15 protein-coding genes are annotated in these 19,070 nt (G+C 67.8%); 9 read left to right on the top strand and 6 right to left on the bottom strand.

Features of this window, described 5'->3' with window-relative positions:
* Positions 1–27: 27 nt before the first annotated feature.
* The gene (locus AB0H42_RS32060; protein ID WP_357062798.1) at positions 28–870 is read right to left on the bottom strand and encodes an SOS response-associated peptidase; all 843 of its coding nucleotides are present in this window, start codon (positions 868–870) and stop codon (positions 28–30) included.
* Positions 871–1,053: 183 nt separating this feature from the next.
* Here AB0H42_RS32060 and AB0H42_RS32055 point away from each other — a divergent pair, with 183 nt between their 5' ends.
* The 6 genes from AB0H42_RS32055 (at position 1,054) to AB0H42_RS32030 (ending at position 7,177) form a co-directional block, all read left to right on the top strand.
* Positions 1,054–2,559, top strand: coding sequence for an aldehyde dehydrogenase family protein (locus AB0H42_RS32055; RefSeq protein ID WP_357062796.1), 1,506 nt, complete (start codon positions 1,054–1,056; stop codon positions 2,557–2,559).
* Positions 2,560–2,639: 80 nt separating this feature from the next.
* The gene (aroA, locus tag AB0H42_RS32050; protein WP_357062806.1) at positions 2,640–3,950 is read left to right on the top strand and encodes a 3-phosphoshikimate 1-carboxyvinyltransferase; all 1,311 of its coding nucleotides are present in this window, start codon (positions 2,640–2,642) and stop codon (positions 3,948–3,950) included.
* A complete protein-coding gene (gene rsgA, locus AB0H42_RS32045) occupies positions 3,947–4,948 on the top strand; it encodes a ribosome small subunit-dependent GTPase A (protein WP_357062805.1) in 1,002 nt (333 codons plus the stop codon). Before aroA ends, rsgA begins: the two co-directional genes overlap by 4 nt.
* On the top strand, positions 4,945–5,604 hold the full coding sequence (locus tag AB0H42_RS32040) for a hypothetical protein (protein ID WP_357062794.1): 660 nt from the start codon (positions 4,945–4,947) through the stop codon (positions 5,602–5,604). The genes rsgA and AB0H42_RS32040 overlap by 4 nt, the downstream gene beginning before the upstream one ends.
* A 248-nt stretch (positions 5,605–5,852) precedes the next feature.
* On the top strand, positions 5,853–6,830 hold the full coding sequence (locus tag AB0H42_RS32035; RefSeq protein ID WP_357062792.1) for a hypothetical protein: 978 nt from the start codon (positions 5,853–5,855) through the stop codon (positions 6,828–6,830).
* The gene (locus AB0H42_RS32030; RefSeq protein WP_030523374.1) at positions 6,824–7,177 is read left to right on the top strand and encodes a GntR family transcriptional regulator; all 354 of its coding nucleotides are present in this window, start codon (positions 6,824–6,826) and stop codon (positions 7,175–7,177) included. The genes AB0H42_RS32035 and AB0H42_RS32030 overlap by 7 nt, the downstream gene beginning before the upstream one ends.
* A 256-nt stretch (positions 7,178–7,433) precedes the next feature.
* On the opposite strand, the gene AB0H42_RS32025 is transcribed toward AB0H42_RS32030, so the two are convergent.
* Genes AB0H42_RS32025 through AB0H42_RS32015 form a run of 3 tightly spaced genes read right to left on the bottom strand, consistent with a single transcriptional unit; the run spans position 7,434 to position 10,477 of the window.
* Positions 7,434–8,765 (bottom strand): LLM class flavin-dependent oxidoreductase, encoded by a 1,332-nt coding sequence (locus tag AB0H42_RS32025; protein ID WP_357062790.1) that lies wholly within the window; start codon positions 8,763–8,765, stop codon positions 7,434–7,436.
* Positions 8,766–8,775: 10 nt separating this feature from the next.
* Positions 8,776–9,654 carry an ABC transporter permease gene (locus tag AB0H42_RS32020; protein ID WP_357062789.1) on the bottom strand — a complete coding sequence of 293 codons (879 nt, stop codon included), beginning with the start codon at positions 9,652–9,654 and terminating at the stop codon, positions 8,776–8,778.
* Entirely contained in the window at positions 9,647–10,477 is an 831-nt protein-coding gene (locus tag AB0H42_RS32015) for an ABC transporter ATP-binding protein (protein ID WP_357062787.1), read from the bottom strand. Before AB0H42_RS32015 ends, AB0H42_RS32020 begins: the two co-directional genes overlap by 8 nt.
* Before the next feature lie 314 nt (positions 10,478–10,791).
* On the opposite strand from AB0H42_RS32015, the gene AB0H42_RS32010 reads away from it, so the two are divergent.
* Both AB0H42_RS32010 and AB0H42_RS32005 read left to right on the top strand, forming a co-directional pair.
* The gene (locus tag AB0H42_RS32010; RefSeq protein WP_357062786.1) at positions 10,792–13,302 is read left to right on the top strand and encodes a hypothetical protein; all 2,511 of its coding nucleotides are present in this window, start codon (positions 10,792–10,794) and stop codon (positions 13,300–13,302) included.
* Positions 13,299–14,096 (top strand): ESX secretion-associated protein EspG, encoded by a 798-nt coding sequence (locus AB0H42_RS32005; RefSeq protein ID WP_357062784.1) that lies wholly within the window; start codon positions 13,299–13,301, stop codon positions 14,094–14,096. The genes AB0H42_RS32010 and AB0H42_RS32005 overlap by 4 nt, the downstream gene beginning before the upstream one ends.
* Before the next feature lie 160 nt (positions 14,097–14,256).
* Here AB0H42_RS32005 and AB0H42_RS32000 read toward each other — a convergent pair whose 3' ends face one another.
* Positions 14,257–15,273 carry an ABC transporter substrate-binding protein gene (locus AB0H42_RS32000; RefSeq protein WP_357062803.1) on the bottom strand — a complete coding sequence of 339 codons (1,017 nt, stop codon included), beginning with the start codon at positions 15,271–15,273 and terminating at the stop codon, positions 14,257–14,259.
* 454 nt (positions 15,274–15,727) lie between these two features.
* Between AB0H42_RS32000 and AB0H42_RS31995 the strand changes: the two genes are divergently transcribed.
* Positions 15,728–16,114 (top strand): DUF732 domain-containing protein, encoded by a 387-nt coding sequence (locus tag AB0H42_RS31995; protein WP_357062783.1) that lies wholly within the window; start codon positions 15,728–15,730, stop codon positions 16,112–16,114.
* Between the two features lie 87 nt (positions 16,115–16,201).
* Here the strand turns inward: AB0H42_RS31995 and secA are convergent, their stop codons facing one another.
* Complete coding sequence (gene secA, locus AB0H42_RS31990) at positions 16,202–19,048, bottom strand: preprotein translocase subunit SecA (protein WP_357062781.1); 2,847 nt, start codon at positions 19,046–19,048, stop codon at positions 16,202–16,204.
* Between the last annotated feature and the right edge of the window lie 22 nt (positions 19,049–19,070).

Here is a 19,070-nt window from a genome sequence, read left to right as displayed (position 1 = left end):
GGTGCACCGTCCCGGGCCGACGCGACCTCACAGCAGGGTGGTCTGCTCCGCCGTATCGGGGGCGGACGCCAGTAGTTCCGGGCCGTTGTTCTTCACACTGTTCACCAGGGTCGACACCGGCCGGGCCGCGATCTCGGCGACCAGAGCCGCGCTGGGCGGCCCGAGCAGGTCGGCGGGGGCGCGGTGATCGGGGTCGAGCCAGGCGTCCCAGTGTTCGCGGGGCATGGGCAGCGGCATCCGGTCGTGGATCCGGGTGAGGTCACCGACGGCGTCGGTGGTGAGGATGGTGCACGACAGCAGCGGTTCCGGATCGTCGAGCGACCGGTCTCGCCAGACCGACCACAGCCCCGCCATGTACAGCCGCTCACCGTCCGGACGGGACATGAAGTACGGGTGCTTGACCACCTTGGGCTTCTTCCCGTTGCCCGGACCCGCCGGATCGGGTTCGACGAGCCATTCGTACCAGCCGTCCATCGGGACCAGACAGCGCCGGTATTTCACCGCGTCCCGGAAGGACGGGAGCGTGGCCGCCCGGTCTGCCCGGGCATTGAACAGCGGTTTCCCCTTCACCGGAACCCCCGGTTCGGCGGCTTTGCTCCAGTGCGGGATCAGCCCCCAGCGCATCCGCCGGATACGACGGCTCGGTGTGTCGTCCGGGTGTTCGTGGGTATGCCGGTCGACGACCGTGACGATCTGCGTCGTCGGCGCGACGTTGTAGTTGGCCCCCGGCGCCCGGCCGCCGCGGTTATCCGCGTCCCCGGCCGTCGGCCCGCCACCGCCCGGTGCTCCGAAGCCCCCGGTCTCGTCGATGGCGTCCAACTCGACCGCGAGCCGGCCGGGATCCGTCGTTGTCGCATACCGTCCGCACATACTCCGATACTTACACCGAATACCGACAGATCAAGACAATCCCGGGCCCGTGCGCAACAATGATGCCAGTACTTGGTGACGTGTTGAGAGTTATGTCTTAGCATTCTCTCATCGGGGACGCGGCGGTCACAGGCTGCCCGTTCACGCGCGCAGCTACCGCCCTACTTCCGCAGAGGAGAACCTGTGACAACCACCGAAAACGCTACCGAGAAAGAATCGGTGCTCACCTCGGTCGATCCGGCCACAGGAGCGACCCTGGCCACGTATCCGATCGCCGACGAGAAGGTGGTCGGTGAGGCTGTCGCGAAGGCGCGCGCCGCCGCTCCGGTCTGGGAGGATCTGGGCTTCGACGGCCGGAAGAAGGCCCTGCTGCGCTGGTCCAGCCGGCTGGTCGCCAAATCCGACGAATTCTGCGCGCTCATCCACGCCGAGAACGGTAAACCGCTCGACGACGCTTTTCTGGAACTGATGCTCGCGCTCGAGCACATCGCATGGGCGGCCAAGCACGCCAAGAAGGTCCTGTCCCCCCAGAAGGTCCCCTCGGGCCCGCTGATGGCGAACTTCTCGGCTCGTATCGAATACCGGCCGCTGGGTGTCATCGGCGTGATCGGACCGTGGAACTATCCCGTCTACACCCCTAACGGGTCGCTGGCCTACGCGCTGGCCGCCGGTAACACCGTGGTGTTCAAGCCGTCGGAATTCTCGACCGGAATCGGCAATTTCCTCGCCGAGGCCTTCTCCGAGGCCAACCCGGAATTGCCCGAGGGCGTTTTTGTCGCGATCAACGGTTTCGGCGCGACCGGTGCCGCGCTGGTGAAATCCGGAGTGGACAAGGTCGCGTTCACCGGTTCGGCCGCCACCGGACGCAAGATCATGGCCTCGGCCGCCGAGAACCTCACCCCGGTGCTGCTGGAATGCGGCGGTAAAGACCCCGTGATCGTGGCGGCGGACGCGGATGTGAAGGCCGCCGCCGACGCCATCGCCTGGGGCGCCACCTCGAACAGCGGTCAGACCTGCGCCGGCGTGGAACGCGTCTACGTGGACAAGTCGGTCAAGGAGGAGTTCCTCGCCGAACTGACCCGCATTCTCGAAAATGTGAAACCGGGTTCGGGCAAGGACGCCGCCTACGGCCCGATGACCATGCCGAGCCAGATCGATATCGTCAGGAAGCATATCGACGCGGCCCTGGCCAGCGGCGGCAAAGCGCTGCTGGGCGGCCCGGAATCGATCAAGGGCCCCTTCATCGAACCCGTCGTGCTGGTGGACGTGGACGAGAATTCGGCGGCGGTCAAGGAGGAGACCTTCGGCCCGACCGTCACTGTCACCACGGTGAACAGCATCGACGAGGCCGTGGATCTCGCCAACAACACCACCTTCGGCCTGGCCTCGGCGGTGTATTCGAAGAAGCAGGGACTCGAGATCGCCCGGCGGCTGAAGGTCGGCGCGACCTCGGTGAACTCGGTACTCGGCTTCGCCGCCATCCCCGGACTGCCCTTCGGCGGCAGCGCCGATTCCGGTATCGGCCGTATCCACGGTGAGCCGGGTATGCGCGAATTCGTCCGCCCGCATTCGATCGCGGTGCAGCGCTTCACGATTCCCGGGATGGCGTTGCAGAGCTATCGCCGCACTCAGGCGAACATGAAGATGCTGCGCAAGATGGTTCCGCTGCTGCACGGCCGGAACAAGTAGTCCGGCCACCACAGGTGAGGACGCGATCGGTGGTGCTCGGCGACACACTGACGAGCACCACCGACACGCCTGTCGGCCCGATGCGCCAAGATGGTCGGGTGAGTTTCTGGCCAGCGCCCCATGTCGATGCCCCAGTGCATGCGACCGTCACCCTGCCCGGCTCCAAATCGATCACGAACAGAGCACTGGTCCTGGCCGCGCTCGCCGATGGCCCCTCGACCATCACCGGAGCCCTGCGCAGCCGTGACACCGGCCTGATGATTGCCGCGCTGCGTGCCCTGGGCACCCAGATCATCGGCGACGCCGACACTCTTGCCGTCACCCCCGCGCCGCTACAGGGCGGGCGGGTCGACTGCGGCCTGGCCGGAACCGTGATGCGTTTCGTGCCCCCGGTGGCGACCCTCGCGGTGGGCGAGACCGCCTTCGACGGCGATATCGCCGCCCGGGTCCGCCCGCTGCGCACCATCCTCGACGCCCTGCGTGGGCTCGGCGCGGATATCGAGGGTGACGCCCTGCCGTTCACCGTGCGCGGGACCGGTGCCCTGCGCGGTGGCGCCATCACCATCGACGCCTCCGGTTCCTCGCAATTCGTCTCTGGTCTGCTGCTGTCGGGGGCGCGTTTCGACGAGGGCGTGGTGGTGCGCCATTCCGGGAGCGCGCTGCCCTCCATGCCGCATATCGAGATGACGGTCGAGATGCTGCGCCGTGCCGATGTCGTGGTCGAGGCGCCCGCCGATGTCCGGGGCGAGCAGACCTGGACCGTGTTCCCCGGCCCGATCCGCGCGGTCGACTGGACGGTCGAGCCGGACCTGTCCAATGCCACCCCGTTCCTGGCCGCGGCCGCGGTCACCGGCGGCAGCGTCCGCATCCCGCACTGGCCGCGGCTGACCACCCAGGCCGGCGATGTGATCCGGGAGATCCTGGTGCGGATGGGCGCCGAAGCCGGTTTCAGTGACGGCGCACTCACCGTGACCGGTCCGGACCGGCTGGCCGGTATCGATATCGATCTGCACGATGTGGGCGAGCTGACCCCGACGGTCGCGGCGCTGGCGGCACTGGCCGATTCGGAGTCCCGGCTGCGGGGTATCGCCCATCTGCGCGGGCACGAAACAGATCGGCTGGCCGCGCTGTCCACCGAGATCAACCGACTCGGCGGGCAGGTGTCCGAAACCGAGGACGGCCTGGAGATCGTCCCCGCCCCGCTGCACGGCGGCCGCTGGCATTCCTACGCCGACCACCGGATGGCCACCGCCGGCGCGATTCTCGGGCTCGCCGTACCGGGGATCGAGATCGAGGACATCGGGACGACCGCCAAGACCCTGCCCGATTTCGTCGCCCTGTGGGAATCGATGCTCGACCCGCAGTCGGCCGGACCGGGAGCGGCTCACTGAGCCGGCGCGGCCGCACCACCGCCTCCTACGACGAATCCGATGTCCGGGTACGTCCCGGGCGGAGTTCCCGGCCGCGAACCAAGACCCGCCCGGAACACCTGGACGCGCAACCGGCCATGGTCGTCTCGGTGGACCGGGGGCGCTGGGGGTGTGTGCTCGACGGCGATCCGCGGCGTCCGTTGGTGGCCATGCGGGCCCGGGAACTGGGACGCACCCCCATCGTGGTCGGCGATCGGGTCGAGGTGGTCGGCGACCTGTCCGGCCGGCCCGACACCCTCGCGCGGATCGTCCGGGTCACCGAGCGCACCACCGTGCTGCGGCGCACCGCCGACGACACCGATCCGTTCGAGCGGGTGGTGGTCGGTAATGCCGAGAAGTTGTTCATCGTGGTGGCGCTGGCCGACCCGCCGCCGCGCACCGGGTTCGTGGAGCGGACCATGGTGGCCGCCTACGCGGGCGGTCTGGAGCCGGTCCTGTGTCTCACCAAACACGACCTGGCCGGGGACTCGGAATTCGCGGCCGCGTTCGACGATCTGGACCTGACCATCGTCTACGCGGGGATCGACGATCCGCTCGACGCGGCACTGGCCCTGCTGACCGGCCATCTCACCTGTTTCCTGGGACATTCCGGGGTGGGGAAATCCACCCTGGTCAACCGGCTGGTTCCCGACGCCGAGCGGGCGGTCGGCGAGGTGTCCGGGGTCGGCAAGGGTAAACACACCTCCACGCAGTCGGTCGCGCTGGCGCTGCCGGGTGGCGGCTGGGTCATCGACACTCCGGGCATCCGGTCGTTCGGCCTCGCCCACATCACACCCGACGATGTGATCGCGGCCTTCACCGATCTCGCCACGGCGATCGAGGACTGCCCACGCGGTTGTACGCATCTGGGCCCGCCCGCCGATCCGGAATGCGCGCTGGACGAACTCCCGGACAAAGCGCGGCGAGTGGCCGCGATCCGCCGCCTGCTGGTCGCGCTGAACTCCAACGACCAGTGGTGAACACGCCGGTTACGGCAGCCGGGGCCAAGACACGGGCCGGAGAGCAGAAGGCGACGGTCGGACCCATCGCGGAGCGCTTTCACGAAACTGGTTCGGGCGCCAATATGGCCAGGGCGGCGGCGATTCGGCTCGCGCCGCGAGAGTCGGCGGGATCGACCAGCCATTGCAGGACCGCGCCGTTGATCAGGGAAAGCGCGACGGAGCCGATGATCACATACCTGTGGGCACGATGCCTCGAGCTCGACATCGGCCTCTTCGGAGTCGCCGAGTTCCCCGGCTATCCGGGCATGATCCCAGGAACATCGCTGGTCGATTGGGACACCGGCGAGCCGAACGCCCGCTACCACGCAACTAAACTCATGGTCGACCACACCAACCTCGGCGACCGGCTCGTGCCCACCATAACCGGAGCGCCCGGTTATCCCGACGCGCGCGTCCACGCGCAGGCCATCGTCGGTGCCGACGGGCGCCGCCGCGTCGTACTCGTGAACAAGCGAAGCCTGCCCGTAAACATCGAAATCGGCGACTGGAGCGAACGATCGACGCTGTACTCGGTCGACGCGTCGACGCCGACAGGCACACCGACAGCCCACGCCGTCCGAGGTGGTCGCCTGACGCTCCCTGCCCACGCCTCGGCCGTCCTCGTCATGGAATAACGGATCCAGGCACGTCACAGAACCGCGAACCCGCTGTTCAGCGGGTTCGCAATCCCGCATCGAGGACATCGGCGGGGCCGGCCGCGCCGTGATCCCGGCGGCCACCGAAGCCGATCGGAGCCTCCGCGAAGAACTCAACGCACCCGCGGGCACATTCGCACGCTGCGCGGCGAGCCGGTTCGGACCATGCCGCAGGCAGAGGTCGATTGAATAGTTTGTTATGGTTTAACCCTAACAAGGAGGTGCCCATGACCACCCTGAATTCGCTCCGGCTCTGCCTACTCGCCGGACTCCCGCCGATCCTGTCCGCCGTGCCCAACATCGTGTTGCTCGCCGCGGCGGCCGACCGGCTGCCCGATCCGCTGGCCACCCATTTCGCCGCCGACGGCGCCGACGGGTTCACCGGACGGGTACCGACGATGTTCGTCTCCGCCGGCCTGGGTCTCGGCCTGGGAGTCCTGTTCGCCGCGATCCTCGTGGTGGGGGCACGCACCAACGCACGCCGGGCCGATACTCCCCTGGACCCGATCCGGTCACTGGTCGCCACGGCCTGGGGCGTGGGCGGATTCGTCGGCGCGATCATGATGGCGGGCACCATCGCCAACCTGGACGCCGCCGATCCCGCGCGGGTCACGCTCTCGGGCTGGGCGTTCGCGGCCGCGGCGGTCGCCGGGTTGCTGTTCGCTGCGGCGGGCTGGCTCGCCGCACCGGCGAGCCCGGTGACGCCGGGTCCGGCACCGGCCGAACCCCTCGCTCTCGGCCGCACCGAACGCGTCAGCTGGTCACGACGGGCGGTGTCACCGTGGATGCTGCTGACCGGTGTGATCGCCGTACTCATGGGAGTGGTGGTCGGCTTCGTCGCCCAGCCGCTGACCGGGGTACTGCTGGCATTCACCGGGGTGCTGCTCGCACAACTGGCGCTGCTGCGGGTGGTCGTGGACCAGCACGGCCTCACCGTGGGGACCGGCTTGCTGGGCTGGCCCCGGTGGCGGCTGCGGCCCGGCGACATCACGGAGGTATCGGCCGACGACATCTCCCCCGTCCGGTACGGCGGGTACGGCATCCGGGTAATCCCGGGCGCCACGGCCGTGGTGCTCCGCGCCGGACCCGGCATCGTGGTGACCCGCCGCTCGGGGCGCCGGTTCGTGGTCTCGGTCGACGACGCCGGCACGGGCGCCGGTGTCCTGGCCGGTGTCGTCGAACGGGCGGACCGAACCCGGTGCTGATCCGTGTCGACCCGGCGCGGCCCGAACCGCTGGCCGACCAGATCGCGGCCTGTGTCCGGCGGGCGATCGCCGACGGTGACGCGCCCGCCGGCACCCGGCTGCCCGGCGCCCGGGAACTCGCGGCGTCGCTGGACGTGAGTATCCATACCGTGCTCGCGGGCTATCAGCGGTTACGCGACGAAGGGCTGATCGAACTGCGCCGCGGGCGCGGCGCCACCGTCCGCGCCGGGACACCGGACGGGCGGGCGGCCGTGATCGAACTCGCCCGGCAACTCGTGGCGGCCGCCCGTCGCATCGACCTCGACGAGACCGAACTGCTCGAACTCGTCCGCGCCGCCGCGCGCTGACCGTGCCGGCGAGCGCCCTCGGTGCGGAGCAGCCGGCCGGCGCCACGGCGGAACGCGCTGCTTCTCGGCCGCGGGGCTCAGCGCAGCTACGCGGCGAGCCCGGACGACGGAGCCCGGCGGCCGACCACCCTCGCGCCGACGAAGCCGACACCCCGCCGACCGGAGGTAGGCGAGACCGGCCGCAGGGCCGGCTCCGCCGGTTGCGGGCGCTGCCGCACGCCCGCCGCGGCGCTACCGGGCCCGCCGCGCCGTGTTGCTAGGCGCCCGCCGCGACCGGGGCGAACCGGCTCGTATGGCGGCCGAGCCCGTAGTGCCCGCGCAGCGTGCGCTCGGTGTACTCCGTGCGGAACAGGCCGCGCGCCTGCAGGATCGGGACCACCTGGTCGACGAAATCGATCAGGCCACCGGGCAGGTACGGGGGCATCACATTGAACCCGTCCGCGGCACCCGCCTCGAACCACGCCTGCAGATCGTCGGCGATCTGTTCGGGGGTCCCGGCGATGGTGCGATGTCCCCGGCCACCGCCAAGCGCGGCGATGAGTGCCCGCACGGTCAGCGACTCCCGGCCGGCCAGATCCTTGACCAGCTGGTATCGGCTCTTGTTGCCCTGGATCCGGTCGATCGGGGGCAACGGCGGCAGCGGCGCGTCGAGCGGATGGCCGGTCAGGTCCAGGCCGAGCATCTGAGAGAGCTGGCGCAGCGAGTACTCCGGGGAGATCAGATCGGTGAACTCCTGCTCGAGCCGCTTCGCGGCCGCCTCGGTCTCGGCGATGAACGGCACGATCCCGGGCAGGATCAGCACGTCGCCCGGATCGCGACCGTGGCCGGCGGCCAGCGCCTTCACCTCGCGATAGAACTCCCGCCCCGCCGGGATGGAGCGTTGCGCGGTGAAAACGGCCTCCGCGTAGCGACCGGCGAAATCCTTACCGCTGGTCGAGGAACCTGCCTGCACGAGCAGCGGGCGTCCCTGCGCCGACCGCGGCACATTGAGCGGGCCGCGCACCGTGAAGCGGTCCCCGTGGTGGTCGATCGTGTGCACCTTCGACGGGTCGGCGAATACCCCTGTCTCGGCGTCGAGCACGACGGCGTCGTCCTCCCAGGAGTCCCACAGCGCCGTCGCGGCATCGACGAACTCCGCTGCCCGCACATACCGGCCGTCGTGGTCGGGCACTTCGTCGTAGCCGAAATTGGCGGCTTCGTCGGCGGTCCCGGAGGTGACGATATTCCAACCGGCCCGCCCACCGCTGATCTGATCGAGCGAGGCGAATTTCCGGGCGAGGTTGTAGGGCTCGTTGTAACCGGTGGAGGCGGTGGCGATGAGTCCGACCCGCTCGGTCACCACCGCCATCGCCGACAGCAGGGTGATCGGTTCGAACACCGCCTGGGTGTTGCGCTCGATCCGCGGACCCACCGCGAGGCCGTCGGCGAAGAACACCGAATCGAGTTTGCCGCGTTCGGCGATCCGCGCGAGTTCCTGGAAATGGCCGACCCGCAGCACATCGCGCGCCTCGGTCCGCGGATGCCGCCAGGCCGCTTCGTGGTGGCCGACACCCATGAGGAACGCGTTGAGGTGGAGTTGGTGCGACATCACTACCTGTCTAGAGAGCTACGCGCCAGCGGGACAGCCGACGCTCGACGAACACGAGGACCGCGTTGAAGATCAGGCCGACCAGCGCGATGGCGATGATCCCCGCGTACATATCGGGGATCTGGAAGTTCAGCTGCGCGGCGGTGATCAGGTACCCGAGCCCGGCCTTCGCCCCGACCATCTCGGCCGCGATGAGCACCAGGATCGAGGACGCCGCGGCCATCCGCAGGCCGGTGAAGATGGTCGGTACCGCCGCCGGCAGCACCACCTTGTACACCAGCGCGATCTGGGAGAAGCCCAGCGAACGCGCGGATTTGACGAGCAGCGGATCGACCGTGCGCACCCCGGAGATGGTGTTGAGCAGGATCGGGAAGGTGCAGGCGTAGATCACCAGCGCCACCTTCGAGGTCTCGCCGATACCCAGGACGAGAATGAAGACCGGCAGCAGCGCCAGCGCCGCGGTATTGCGGAACAGTTCGAGGACCGGGTTGAGGAAATCGGCCACCGGCCGGTACCAGGCGATCGCGACCCCCAACGGGACCGCGATCGCCACCGCGATCACGAACCCGGTGAGCGCGCGGGACAGGCTGGTCGATACGTGCTCCCAAAGTTGCCCGTTACCGATCAGCTCGAAGAAGGTCGCGGCGACCTCGGTGAACGGCGGTAGGAAGACCTTGTCGACCAGTCCCACCCGGGGCGCGATCTCCCAGAGCGCCAGGAAGGCCAGGATCGCGACCGACGGTTTCGTCACCCGCCAGGCCAGCCCGGCCAGCCGCTGCACCGCCCGGCGGGCCGGGGGGCTCGCCGGCGCGGTGGGCCGGGCGAGTGCGGGCTCGGGCCCGGCGGCGCGCGGCGCGTCGAGAGTGCCGGCGGCGAGTGCGCTAGACATGCTGAACCTCTTCGGTCGTCGAGATATCGGCGAGTTCGAGCGAGTGAGCGCGTTCGACCTCGTCGTGTAGCAGGGACCAGATCCGGTGGCGGAGAGCACGGAACTCCGCGCCGGAGCGGATGTCCTCGGCGGTGCGATCGATGTCGACGTCGATCACCGTTTTGATCCGGCCGGGCCGGGAGGTGAGCACCGCTACCCGCTGACCCAGGTAGATCGCTTCGTCGATGCCGTGGGTGATGAACAGGATCGTCTTGCCGGTGCGCTCCCAGATACGCAGCAGTTCATCCTGCAGCGATTCCCGCGTCTGCGCGTCCAGCGCGGCGAACGGCTCGTCCATCAGCAGTACTTCGGGATCGAAGGCCAGGCTGCGGGCGATCGCCACGCGCTGTTTCATACCGCCGGACAATTCGTGCGGGTAGCGGTCGGCGAAACCGGCCAGGCCGACGAGTTCGAGGTAGTGCTCGGCACGCTCGCGCCGCGCCGCGCGCGGCACCCCTTTGGCCTCGAGCCCGAATTCGATATTGCGGCGGGCGCTGCGCCAGGGCAGCAACGCGTACTGTTGGAAAACGATCCCGCGGTCCAGGCCGGGCCCGGTGATCGGCGTGCCGTCGAGCAGGATCTGCCCGGAGGTGGGGGTGCTCAGGCCGCCCAGCAGGTCGAGCAACGTGGATTTGCCGCAACCACTGGGGCCGACGAGAACCAGGAACTCACCCGCGGCGAGGTCGAGAGTGATGTCCTCGATGGCGGACAGCTCGGTCTGCTGACCCCGGATCGGGAATCTCTTGCTCACCTGAGCCAGGCGAAGTTTGGGTGTGCTGCTCATTTGTCACCGGCCAATGGTTGTCCGTCAGGTGCTGGGGCTCCCGCAATGGTGCGGCCGTGGCTCCGAAGTCTGAACCATTTGCGTCAGCGCGAGTCGAACACGCCGACCGGAGCCGCATCCCGCACCTGTGTTCCGCCGGTACCGCCCGGGCACCGATCGCCGCAGGGGCGAGGCCGAGCGGCATCGAATTCACCTGTGCGCCATAGGATATTTACGGTCCCCCGATGTAATACGGAGGTGTGTTCGGCGCGCTCGCCGGACGCACGCGTGGAGCGCTTCGCGGCGGTCCGGTCTCCGAGGGAAGGTCAGTTCCGATGGTTCAAGAGCCCGGCACCTGGGCCGGTCTGAAACAGGAGGCATCCCAGGACCTGCTGTATTTCGACCCCGCCGCCGCGGTCACCGGCGCCGAAGCCGCCAAACGCCTGGTCGACCAGTTGCTGCGCGCGCGAGAGGCGATCCAGAACGAGAAGCTCGACGATATGGTGAACATCGCCGGGAATTTTCTGACCTCGGGTATCAACCTCACCGGAATATACGAACAGCGCGCCGAACGCTTGTACACGGTGCTACAGGACCACGTCAATATCGCCCGGGAAATGGGTGAGGCATTTGTTCAAGCCGGCCTGTACTACCGCAGAACGGAGTCGGCGAACGCGGACAACCTTGCGCTCGACGAGCTCGCCGACTTTCACATTCCGTATGAACCCACATCGCCGGATCTGAGCCTGGACAGCGGCGATACCCGGTACGACGATCTTCCCCGGCCCATCGGTGGATTGCAGGACGCGGGCTTCGACGGAACAGCCGACGATATCCATGTGCAGTCCGCATACGGCCTGCCCAGCGAGCTCACGAACTATGAGGGCCGCCAGGAGTCGATCTCACCGGACACCGTCGGGCTGGAGGAGAGTACCTCGCTCGGCTTCACCACTTTCCGGGGACTCGCCCGTGACCTGCCCGGCGATGTGACGAATACGTACAACGCGGCCCTCGCGTGGTGGCGGCTGGCCGGCCATGTGAAATCCGAACTGGAGAAATTCGACGGCGCGATCGAGAGTATCCAGGACAAATGGCTCGGCCTGGCCGCGGACCGGGCGCGGACGGCGACCAAGAACTACGTGGACTCCATCGGCCCGCTGTGGAATTCGATGTTCTCGATGAGCGAGAACCTGCACTACACCTCGGAATGGCTGCGTCGCACCCAACTGTCGATGCCACAGGAAGATTTCACATTCCGCAGTCTGTCGGTCGAGCAGACAGTGCTCACGCGGTATCGCGAGGAGTGGGTCAAGCATTACGCGAATGGCATGACCAACACCCTGGCGGAGATGCCGGTGATCGAAGGGCCGATCGCCGAACCCGGACCGCCATCCAATAGCGGCAACGGCGACGGCAGCGGGAACGGCAACGGCCATGGCAGCGGCAGCGGGGACGGCAACGGCTATGGCAGCGGGAACGGCCATGGCAACGGCAGCGACAACGAACAGACCCCCGAAGGGGCATACGACGAGGGCTACGACGACGGGTACGAGCAAGGCTTCGCGGACGGTTCCCGGCAGGGCCAGGGCGAAGGCACCGGTCAAGGCCAAGGCGAAGGCAGTGGTCAGGGTCAGGGCGCTGGTCAGGGTCAGGGCGCTGGTCAGGGTCAGGGTCAGGGCGAAGGCAGTAGCCAAAGCCAAGGCAGCGGCCAAGGCCAAGGCCAAGGCAGCGGCCAAGGTGGCGACCAAGGCCAAGGTGGTAACCAGGGCGGAAACACCCCAGGCGGTGGCGAAGAAACGCCTCATGTCCCCAGCTACGACGAAGCCGAGTACGGCTCCGGCGGCCGGCCGGCCGGTGATACCTCCCAGGAACCCACCGAGAGCGAAAACGGCGGCCAACCCGTCCCGGGCATCCCGACGCCGGTCACCGGTACCACCATGCCGAAGAACCCCACCGCCGCCGATGTACTCGGCAGGCTCACCGGCATCCCCACATCACTATTGCCCGATGCCCTGAAGAACATCCCGATCACCGGTCAGAACGGCAAGCCCCCGACCCTCGCCGACGCCTTGTCGAAGATCACCGGCATCCCCGTCGACGAGATGCCGCAGGAATTGCAGGACACCTTGCTGGCGGAGCTGTACTCGGAGGACTCACCGTACGGATCGGACTCCACACTGTTCGGCGCCGAGGCAGTGCCATCCGGGGTCGACGGGGTAGTGCCCGCCGGGGACGAGAGCGGAACCGATCCGGAATCGGCGCTTTCCGCCCTGCTCGGCACGGACCCCGGCGCGCTGCCCGCCGGGGATCCCGCCGGGCAGAGCCAGAACGCCCTGGACCGGTTGATCAATATGCTGACCCAGGGAATCCAGGCATTCTCCCTGAGTGGCGCCGGCACGATGCCGGGAATGGAGGAATTCGCGCAGATGCTCGATCCGGCGCAACTGCAGGAGCATTTGAGCGGGATGCTGGAGCCGGAGCCGGAGCCGACCCAGCCGGCGATGGGCGGGGTCCCCGGCGGCGCCGGTCTGCCGGCCGGCGATGCAGGACCCCCGGCGCTCGCCCCGTATCCGGGATCCGAACCCGGCCACAGCACCTTCCCCCGGGCCTCCCTCCCCAGTCCGGGTCTCGAACTCGCCGGATACTCGGGGACGCCGGGTGGCTCGAATCCCGGCGGAACTCCCGGGATGCCGATGATGGGCGCGCCGGGCGCGGGGGCCGGCGCGGCCAGTACGCCCGGGCAGAGCGGTAACCACACCCCGGCCGAGTTCCTCACCTCTCGTGCGAATCTGGACGAGGTTTTCGAGGACACGCCGTCCAAGGTGCGGCCGGTGATCGAACAGTGATTCGTACCTGGGAATTGACCGATCTGGAATTCGTCGTGTTGTGTGCGGAATTCCGGCAGGGTGGGTTACCGGAGCCGTTCACCTACACCAGCCGGACCCGGCTCGCCGCGGACTACCGCATCGAGAAGGCCGAAGCGCTACGCACGCTGCACGACCGCGACGATTCCGATCTCTACGCCATGGCCGATGCCATCTCGCGTCCGGATGTCACGATCACGGCGAAGGCCTGGAACGATCAGGACGCCGAGGAGCCCGCCGGCTGGATTCGGGTGCACGCGGTCCGGCAGCGGGCGCGTGGTTTCGTGATCACCCAGCGCCCCGGCGAAACCGTTTGGCACAGCGGCGGTTTCGATGTGACCGCCTGTGATCCGCACGCCCTCGCCGAATCGGTCCTGGCCGAACTGCCGGTGGCGCCGGCCGGCCGGATGCCGCAGATCACCCTGGTCGATCCGGCGACCGCGCCGGATACCCGGCCGTACATCCCGCTGATCTCCGACGATGACGAAGCCGAGGACGACGAGGCCTACCGTAGCGCGGCCTTTCTCGCGGCGCCCGCGACCGCGGCCGGGACGATCCAGGTCTTCCAAGGCCGCTCCATGTTCGGGCCGCGCGGCCGAGTGGATATGGGGATGCGCTGGCGGGATCTGCCCGACGACGGACGCTATGTGATCCCGATGAACCAGGACGTAGAGGTAGCGACCGGAATGGGCACCAAACGAATGATCGAATGGACCCAGGACCAGGTCGCCGAGGTGCTCCTGCGGCTGGACCGGAATTTGGAGCACGAGGAGTAGCGCGCGGTGGGTCCGCTTCCCCCGCCTGCGTCCGACGGGCCCCCTCGACCTCGCCGTCGGCGAGGTCGAGGGCAATGGTGTCGATCGCGGCGAGTCGGCCTGCCGGCCGGGGAAGCGGGGCTTCCCGGTCAGCTGATCCGGGCAGAGCCGGCTTCAGCGCTCATTTCGCACCGGCCAGAGCGTGTCCGTCGGGACCGCTGTCGGCGGGGTAGGTGCCGTTGGCGTACGGGTTGTACTCGTTGGTGTAGAGGTCGCGGGCCGCGAGCTTGCCCTCGTCGAGTTCGCCGTTGCGGACCAGCCAGTCGATCCAGATCTGCAGTTCGCGTTCGGCGATCACCGCGCCCGGTACCGGGATCCCGGAACTGCGCCAGTACTTCACGGGTTCGGCGCTCTCCGTGCGGCCCCGCGTGTGGATGATGTCCAGGAAGCGGGCCACCACCTCTTCCCGCGGATGGACCTGGGTCCAGCGGATGGCCCGCGCGGTGCCCTGGACGAAATCGCGCACCGCCTCGGGGTTGGCGGCGATGAAATCGTCGCGCATCACGTACGTGCCGTAACTGAACGCGCCGAACAGGTCCCGGTCGGTGAACAGGGCCCGGATACCGCCCCGTTCGAGGGCGCTCTCCCGCTGGATCGAATTCAACGTGGCGACATCGATCTGCCCCTCGCGCAGCGCCTGCTCGGTGTTCACCGGCGGTACCACCACCAGCTGCACCGACTCGAGCTCGTCCGGAGTGAGTCCCTGCTGGGCCAGCCATTCGCGGGTGAGAAATTCGTGATGCGCACCGAGGGTGTTCATCCCGATCTTCTTGCCGATCAGGTCGCGGGCCGACCGGATCGGGCTGTTCTCCAGCACGTAGTACCCGGTGTACTCGTGCGCGTCGGCACCGTAGGAGCTGAGCACCGAAGTGATGGGCGCACCGGCCGCGTTGAGCTTGACGACGGCACCGTTGAACGCCGACCCGAATTCGATCTCGCCGGTGGCCGCCGACTGGATGTCCTGCGGACCGCTGGTGGTATCGCCGACCCACTCCAGCTGGATCTTGTCGAAGTAGCCGAGGTCGGCGGCCAGTTCGTGAAATCCCACCTTCCCGGCCCAGCCCTGATAGCGCAGGATGGTCTTCCCGTCGGCTGTGCGCGCGGCCTCGCCGCCCGCACCACACGCACACAGCAGCATCAGCAGGGCGGTGACCACCGCGACGCACGCGACGGCCCTCGGCCGTCGGTGACTCCGTGTCGTATCCGGACGTACTGGCATGGGTTCTGTCCCTTGTGATGTGGTTGCGCTGCCCGGATATCGTGCGGTCCACGCACGCGGCTGCGAACCCTTTGCCTCGAGCCGAGTCCAAACATGCGCCCTCATCCGGCACGGCCCAGGGCGCGCGAACACCGGGAACACACCTGGTCAACACATATTCCCGGAGATCGATCGGGCAAATTGATGGGATGTTCGGCGACGCACGGCGAATCAGCAAACCGTCGGCTTCGCGCCGCGTTAATATGCGGCGCGCACCGAAGTTATTCGGCCGAGACGACGCCGAGACGTCGGCGCGACAGTCCGGGCCCGAGCCGTCATGGCGGGCCCCGCTGCCCCACCATCCCGTCCCGCACCAACGAACACAGAAGGAACGATGCTCAAAATTCTGGCCATCGGCGCGGTCACGGCCGCGCTCGTGTTCGGCAGCTTCTCCAGTGCCTCGGCACACCCTCCCGGCGTCTCGCGGCCGGGCTCGGCGGGTGTGCACAGCCCGGCGGGCAAGGACGATTCCGTCGCGCAGCTACCCTTCACCGACCGAGAATTCCTCCGCGCCAGTGCGTTCGACGACGAAACCCGCCAGCTCCAGGACGCGGCGATCGCCCTCGCGCACGCCCAGTGCGATTACCTCGGCAATTCCGGCAACACCCCGGCGAACCGCACCTATCTCGCCGAGGAAGCACGGCCGTTCGTGGAGTACCCCTACCTGTTCCTGGAAGCCGCGGTCGGCGCCTACTGCCCACAGCACTCCCTGCTGGGCTGAGCGGCAAGCCCACGCGGGCATTCGGATACCCCTCCGACACGACGGCGCCGCGCCCGGTATCCGGGAGCGGCGCCGCCTGTTTCGAAATCAGTGCTTACGACGGGTCTTGGGGCCCCGGCCCTGTTTCGTCTGCGCCCGGGCCGCCTCGCGACGTTCCCGCCGGGTGCCCTGGGTCGGCCCATCGGAGCCGTACTCTTCCTCATCGCTGTGCACCGCGGCCCGACCGCCCTCGTCCGGCCCCGAGTAGCTCAGACCCCGCGGGCCCGAATCGTCGATACCGCGGGCGCGCAGCGCCGGCGGCGCACCGTTGAGGATCGGCAGCTTCTCGGTGGGGTACTGGCTCTCCGGCGGCACCGGCTGCGAGCCGATCGGGGAACGCAGACCCTGGCCCACCTGGACACCGTCGGGTTGCGGCTGCTGGACCTCCACCTGGACGTTGAACAGGATGCCGACGGCGTCCTCCTTCAACCCCTCCAGCATGTTGGCGAACATATCGAAACCCTCGCGCTGGTATTCCACCAGCGGATCGCGCTGAGCCATCGCGCGCAGGCCGATGCCTTCCTTCAGGTAGTCCATCTCGTAGAGATGCTCGCGCCACTTCCGGTCCAGCACCGACAGCAGCACCTGGCGTTCCAGGGTGCGCATACTGCCCTCGCCGGCCAGGCCGTCGATCTCGGACTCGCGCTGCTCATAGGCGGCGTGCGCGTCGTCGAGGAGGGTTTCGAGCAGATCCTCGCGGGTGATCTCCCCGGCCTCGCCGACCTCGGTCTCACCGGTGATGTCGCGGTGATTCAGGCTCACCGGATAGAGCGTTTTCAGCGCGCCCCACAGCTTGTCGAGATCCCAGTCCTCCACATAGCCCTCGGCGGTGGCGCCGTCCACGTAGGCGGTGATCACATCGGTGATCATGCTCTGGACCTGGCCCTCCATATCCTCGCCGCGCAGGATCTGGTTGCGCTCCTCGTAGATGATGGTGCGCTGCTGGTTCATCACCTCGTCGTACTTGAGCACGTTCTTGCGGATCTCGAAGTTCTGCTGCTCGACCTGGGTCTGCGCGCTCTTGATGGCCTTGGAGACCATCTTCGCCTCGATCGGCACATCGTCGGGCAGGTTGAGCCGGGTCATGATCGACTCCAGTGCCGCGCCGTTGAAACGGCGCATGAGCTCGTCGCCGAGCGAGAGGTAGAACCGCGATTCACCCGGGTCGCCCTGGCGGCCGGACCGGCCGCGCAACTGGTTGTCGATACGCCGGGAATCGTGGCGCTCGGTACCGAGCACGTAGAGACCGCCGGCCTCCTTCACCGCCTCGGCGTCCTCGGCGACCTGCTTCTTCACCTTCTCCAGCGCGTGGAACCAGTTGGCCTGGTATTCCTCGGGGGTGTTCACCGGATCCAGGCCCTGCTGGCGCAGCAGGGTGTCGGTGATGATGTCGGGGTTGCCGCCGAGCACGATATCGGTACCGCGGCCGGCCATATTCGTCGCGACGGTCACCGTGCCGGGGCGGCCCGCCTCCGCGATGATCTGCGCTTCCTTCTCGTGGAACTTCGCGTTCAGCACATTGTGCGGGACACCGCGCTTGGTGAGCTGCTTGGACAGATACTCCGAACGGTCCACGCTGGTGGTACCGATCAACACCGGCTGGCCCGCCTGGTGGCGTTCCACCACGTCGTCGACCACGGCGTTGAACTTCGCCTCTTCGGTCTTGTAGATCAGGTCGGCCTGGTCGATACGGATCGGCGGCTTGTTGGTCGGGATCGGGATGACACCCAAGCTGTAGATCTGATGCAGCTCGGCCGCCTCGGTCTCGGCGGTACCGGTCATCCCGGAGAGCTTGTCGTAGAGGCGGAAGTAGTTCTGCAACGTGATGGTGGCCAGGGTCTGGTTCTCCGGCTGGATCTCGACCCCTTCCTTGGCCTCGATCGCCTGGTGCATGCCCTCGTTGTAGCGGCGGCCGACCAGGATGCGCCCGGTGAACTCGTCGACGATGATCACCTCACCGTCGCGGACGATGTAGTCCTTGTCCTTGGTGTAGAGCTCCTTGGCTTTCACGGAGTTGTTCAGGTAGCTCACCAGCGGGGAGTTGGCGGCCTCGTAGAGATTGTCGATACCGAGCTGGTCCTCGACGAATTCCACACCCGCTTCGTGCACGCCGATGGTGCGTTTCTTGATATCGACCTCGTAGTGGAGATCTTTCTTGAGAAGCGGTGCGATTCGGGCGAATTCGGCATACCACTTGCTGGAGGCGTCGGCGGGGCCGGAGATGATGAGCGGAGTACGCGCCTCGTCGATCAGAATCGAGTCGACCTCGTCGACCACGGCGAAATTGTGGCCGCGCTGGACCAGATCGTCCAGCGAATGCGTCATATTGTCGCGCAGATAGTCGAAGCCGAATTCGTTGTTGGTGCCGTAGGTGATATCGGCGCCGTAGGCCGCGCGCCGCTGCGGCGGCGTCATACCGGACAGGATCGCGCCCACCTCGAGCCCCAGGAAGCGGTGCACCCGGCCCATCCACTCGGAGTCGCGTTTGGCCAGGTAGTCGTTGGTGGTGACGATGTGGACGCCGTCGCCGCTGATCGCGTTCAGGTAGGCCGGGAGCACCGAGGTCAGGGTTTTGCCCTCACCGGTCTTCATCTCGGCGATATTGCCCAGATGCAGCGCCGCGCCACCCATGATCTGCACTCTGTAGTGCTTCTGCTGCAGCACCCGCCACGAGGCCTCGCGCGCCACCGCGAAAGCCTCGAGCAGCAGGTCGTCCAGCGATTCCCCATCGGCATACCGCTCGCGGAATTCATCGGTCTTGGCGCGCAGCTCGGTATCGGTGAGGTCCTCGTAGTCGCCCTCGAGCCCGATCACCTCGTCGGCGAGATGGGAGAGGCGCTTGACCATGCGACCCTCACCAAAACGTAGCAACCTCGTCAGTGTCAGCGCAGGCACGAGTCTCGTCAGTCCTCTGGGT

It is taken from the genome of Nocardia sp. NPDC050799 (assembly GCF_040654015.1).
Classification (GTDB): domain Bacteria; phylum Actinomycetota; class Actinomycetes; order Mycobacteriales; family Mycobacteriaceae; genus Nocardia.
This window is presented reverse-complemented; position numbering and strand designations above follow the sequence as displayed.